This window comes from Okeania sp. SIO2B9 (assembly GCF_010672505.1).
Taxonomy (GTDB): Bacteria; Cyanobacteriota; Cyanobacteriia; order Cyanobacteriales; family Microcoleaceae; genus Okeania; species Okeania hirsuta.
In genome coordinates, this window is record NZ_JAAHGK010000632.1 from 1 (window position 1) to 4,320 (window position 4,320).

Annotated in this window: 8 protein-coding genes; 5 read left to right on the top strand and 3 right to left on the bottom strand. The window is 34.9% G+C overall.

The genetic code is table 11. From position 1 onward, the window contains the following. Positions 1–486: 486 nt before the first annotated feature. The 5 genes from cysE (at position 487) to nifT (ending at position 2,397) form a co-directional block, all read left to right on the top strand. Positions 487–1,095: a serine O-acetyltransferase gene (cysE, locus tag F6K13_RS20455; RefSeq protein ID WP_240041537.1), complete on the top strand. Its 609-nt coding sequence runs from the start codon at positions 487–489 to the stop codon at positions 1,093–1,095. A 12-nt stretch (positions 1,096–1,107) separates the two neighbouring features. Further along, positions 1,108–1,380 carry an Asr1405/Asl0597 family protein gene (locus tag F6K13_RS20460; RefSeq protein ID WP_124143219.1) on the top strand — a complete coding sequence of 91 codons (273 nt, stop codon included), beginning with the start codon at positions 1,108–1,110 and terminating at the stop codon, positions 1,378–1,380. 86 nt (positions 1,381–1,466) lie between these two features. Further along, positions 1,467–1,697, top strand: coding sequence for a DUF2949 domain-containing protein (locus F6K13_RS20465; RefSeq protein ID WP_124143218.1), 231 nt, complete (start codon positions 1,467–1,469; stop codon positions 1,695–1,697). Between the two features lie 233 nt (positions 1,698–1,930). After that, positions 1,931–2,197, top strand: a complete 267-nt coding sequence (locus F6K13_RS20470) for a nitrogen fixation protein NifZ (protein WP_124143217.1) — start codon at positions 1,931–1,933, stop codon at positions 2,195–2,197. Next, positions 2,197–2,397, top strand: coding sequence for a putative nitrogen fixation protein NifT (nifT, locus tag F6K13_RS20475; protein ID WP_124143216.1), 201 nt, complete (start codon positions 2,197–2,199; stop codon positions 2,395–2,397). The genes F6K13_RS20470 and nifT overlap by 1 nt, the downstream gene beginning before the upstream one ends. Before the next feature lie 310 nt (positions 2,398–2,707). Here nifT and F6K13_RS20480 read toward each other — a convergent pair whose 3' ends face one another. From F6K13_RS20480 to F6K13_RS20490, 3 genes are all read right to left on the bottom strand, one after another. After that, complete coding sequence (locus F6K13_RS20480; protein WP_124154237.1) at positions 2,708–3,007, bottom strand: hypothetical protein; 300 nt, start codon at positions 3,005–3,007, stop codon at positions 2,708–2,710. Then, on the bottom strand, positions 2,988–3,164 hold the full coding sequence (locus F6K13_RS20485) for a hypothetical protein (RefSeq protein ID WP_161564920.1): 177 nt from the start codon (positions 3,162–3,164) through the stop codon (positions 2,988–2,990). The genes F6K13_RS20480 and F6K13_RS20485 overlap by 20 nt, the downstream gene beginning before the upstream one ends. A gap of 153 nt (positions 3,165–3,317) precedes the next feature. Next, positions 3,318–4,226: a DMT family transporter gene (locus F6K13_RS20490; RefSeq protein ID WP_124154236.1), complete on the bottom strand. Its 909-nt coding sequence runs from the start codon at positions 4,224–4,226 to the stop codon at positions 3,318–3,320. Positions 4,227–4,320: the final 94 nt, after the last annotated feature.

Here is a 4,320-nt window from a genome sequence, read left to right on the forward strand (position 1 = left end):
TACCTTGAGTACAAAAATGCTAGTACATTGTTCATTAAATACTCGTACACGCTACAAAAAATACTAGCACCTACTACCCCAAAATATATTTCAAACATCTATCTACATTCATTTTCAGTCTTTTGAGTACAAGCTTAATATATCTAATAAAGATTGACCGTTAAATATTGGTTAGTAGTTTACAAGGCACTTGATATAAAAATTGAAAAGCAAACGTCCTTGTCAAGCACGGAACCCCCTATTTAACCCATGACCACCTTACTAACTGGCAATACTTGTACATTACCTAATAAAACTAACACTTCTAATTCCAAAAAAAGTCAAGGTAACTTTAGGTCTCAATTCAAACTCAAAGCTAATACTGACACTGCTCAACAAAATCGACAACCAGAATCAGGTAGAGACCTTTCTTCTTCTCGTCGTCATAGATTTTGGTATAAATATTTTACCTTTCCAGAGCTAGAGACAGTCTTAACAGATTTTCAAATGATCTTTGAGCGAGACCCCGCAGCACGCAACTGGGTTGAAGTCTTATGTTGCTATCCTGGTTTGCACGCTCTAGTACTACATCGCCTCGCTCATTGGTTACATCTTCAGAACATTTCTCTAATTCCACGTTTAATTTCCCATCTTGGGCGGTTTTTAACTGGAATTGAAATTCACCCTGGAGCAACAATTGGACGAGGAGTATTTATCGATCATGGCATGGGAGTGGTGATTGGTGAAACTGCAATCATTGGAGAATATTCTTTAATTTATCAAGGTGTCACTCTTGGTGGTACAGGAAAAGAAATTGGCAAACGTCATCCCACTATTGGCAAGAATGTTGTAGTTGGTGCTGGTGCGAAGGTACTAGGTAATATAAATATCGGAGATAATGTTCGCATAGGTGCTGGTTCAATTGTATTGAATAATGTTCCTTCTGAATGCACAGTTGTCGGTATACCTGGTCGAATTGTTTCTAAATCTGGCGAACGAGTTGGACCTCTTGAACATGGACGGTTACCAGATACACAAGCTACTGTAACTCGCGCTTTACTTGACAGAATTGAGCAACTAGAACAAACAATTGCAAACTTTTATCAGCAACACTAAGGAATGACAACGATGTATAGCAATCATAATCCTAACCCTCAAGACTTGATTACAGTTGTGAATGTTTCTCAAATCGATCGTTGGTTCATTCATCAGCGCTTACAAGAACTAATGATTAATAGCTGGTGTTCCGCTAGCGGTGAGTTATTAGTCGAAATCAATAATTTCACTGATGCTCTTCTTGTCCACAGCATTGTTAAGCAATTTGTTGCCCCTCGCAAAGAGTTAGTGGACTGGTTAGAAAGATGCTGGCAGATGGAAGTTTTTCCTAAATACAACCATTGATTTAATGAACAATTCTCATTGGTAATAGATATGGAGTTACCTTCCTTATCTATTACCTGTAGTTTAATATTTTAAGGATAATAACTATGGAAGGCGATCGCAAAACAACTCTATTTATTAATTTTTTGCAGGAAGAATTAGCTATTTCTGCCGCAGCTATTTCTGTAGCACGGAAACACAGTGAAGCTTCTTGTGGACCTCTACCAATGATTCTCTGGAAGTTTGGTATGATTTCTCTCCAACAACTGCAACAAATTTTTGATTGGCATGAGTCTTACGATAGCAATACTTTCTGCTATGATCGACCAATTAGTTAAAAGATGAATTATAAAGTTTATCTAAATAAAAGCTTTCTCGTTGACAAACCCATGTTTAATAGTGATAAATACTTTTAGATTTTGCTTAAATGTAATTTTTACTATCCTAAAGAAAGAAGCAATAGCTACTTTTTCTTAAATAATTAATATGTCATAATCTCTAAAGAAATTATCACTATTCATTCCACCAAAAATAACGCTAAGATTTAGCTCAGTATTAGGGAGGCAGCTACATGAAATTAGATGAGGCGATCGAATTAGATGGACCACCAGTATTTGAATTGGAACAGAAAGTAAGAGTTCGCAAAATAATTCGTAATGATGGTACTTTCCCTGGAAAAAATCGAGGTGACATTCTTTTGGAAGGGGGAGAGGTCGGTTATATTTGTGGCATAGGCACCTTCTTACAAAAATTTTATATTTATTCCGTACATTTCATTAAAAAAGGAATGATTATAGGCTGTCGTAAAAATGAAATAGAAGTTGTAGAGGAAAATTAATGAAAGTAATCTTACGAAATAATGCAGCAGGAAATTTAGAAGTTTATGTTGCTAAAAAAGATTTGGAAGAAGAAGTTGTTTCACAAAAAATTGATGGAGATATTAAAGTTTTAACTTTAACAAATGGTTGGGAATTATCTATTCCTAAAGACCAACCAGAAAAACTACCTTTAACTATCGATGCTAAGAGATTAAACTAAAAGTTTCCTTTCCATAGTTACTCCTTATTGTACAGCCACCAAATGAGATTTATCTCTTGTTTGGTGGTTTTTTTGACCCCAATATATCTAATACCAAGCGTGATAAATGTTTGTTACAAATGGTAGGAACGTTGCATGCAATGTCCGTACGAAAGAAGGAAGAGGGAAGACCGAAGTTGGGGTAAATATTGAAAAAAAGGGAAAAAAGATAGAGATAACTATCTCAAATGAACTGGAGCAGCTATTTTTAAGAATATCTGATCGAGGTCTACCTTTATCTATCAAGACTTTGATATTTAATCAGCAAACCCTACTTAGGATAGCCAGTCATATCAACCCATCTAATATCCCTGTTATTATAGTGAATCTCAAGAATGTGTAACAATTTTTCACGTTGAAGTACAGTGTAAGCTTTTTTAAGTAAATTGTAGGCTTTCTCAGAATCTTCTTCACCACCCCAGTACCATAAAGATCGACCTACTTTAAAGGCAGGTATTACATTATCATCTGTACACTCATCAAGTAGCACTTTATATCTTTCATTGCTAAGTTTACGATAAACCTTTGATGATTCATTTCTGCGGAACTTTTCAGGTACACAAAGTCCCAAACCAGTATCTGATGAAACGGTCTCTAACTGTACTTAAATCCCACATTCCTTCTTCAGGATAGTTTTGTAAAAAATCAGCTAATTGAAAGATTGAAACTGGAAATTCCAAATCATAATACTCTTTTAGTAAGCTTTTAATATCTGCAAACTTTTCCATCAGTTATTTACTGTTTTAATATAATCTATCTATATTGTAGTAAAAATTTATCAATTTGGTATTATACCGTGTCCTCTTTTTTCTTGCTTATTCCTTCTTTTTTCCCTCCTGACTCCTCCCCCCCCTCCAAAAAACTTTTTCAGCAAACCCTAATTACTGAAAAGTGAATAGTAAACTAATTCCTACTACTGCAACTAATACTCCTAAAATTGACCTAATGCTTATTTTTTCTCCCATTTGAGCAGCAATGGGAATTATAAATATTGGGCTGGTAGCTAAGAGGGTTTGAGCAATACCTGCGGGAGAAAATTTTAGGGAAGTTTGCTGTAGCCAAATACCTAAATAAGTGCTGCTAAAAGCTGTAATAAAAATTGCTCCTACAAGTTTCATTGACCAGTTAAATTTCTCTGATTTATCTTGTTTTATTTTCTGAAAAAATAACAATAAAACAACAATAGTTGTTCCTCCAATTAAACGAAATAATGTGCTTAATAAAGGATTAATATCTGAGGAAAGCAAAGCAAAACGGGAGATAACTGCACCACTAGAATTAGCTATTGCTGCTAATATTGCCCAGAGTATTCCTTGTTTGATATTAACATTACTAATTGCTGCACCGGGAGTTCTTTCTGAGATTACCCAAGCTACGCCTCCAACTGTAATTAAAATTCCACACCAAGCACCAAAAGTTAATTGTTCTCCTAAGAAAATTAAAGCTAATAAAGCTGTCATGGGAGGAGATAAAGTTTCCATGAGAAGAGTTCTTCTTGCACCCATATTTTTGAGGGCAGAAAAAAAGGCAGTATCTCCTAAACCAATACCAAGAATGCCACTAATCAGAAATAAATTAATAGTAGTTGAGTTGATTTCTGTCTGAAGTTTGTCACTAATAATTAAAGTTAGAAAAATCAGAGCGATCGCTATTAAACCTTTGAATAAATTTAATTTTAGGGGAGATATTTTTTGCCCAAGTAAGCTATAAGCAGCGGAGGATGCTGCCCATAAAAATGCACCGGTTAATGCTGCTAGTTCGCCTTGAAAATTAGTTATCCACAGTTCCATAATTTTTAGAAGGAAGAAGGAAGAAGGAAGAAGAAAGAAGAAAGAGGCAGGAAGGGTTTAAGAGTCAAGAAAAAAATTTAAATTTCCTACATAA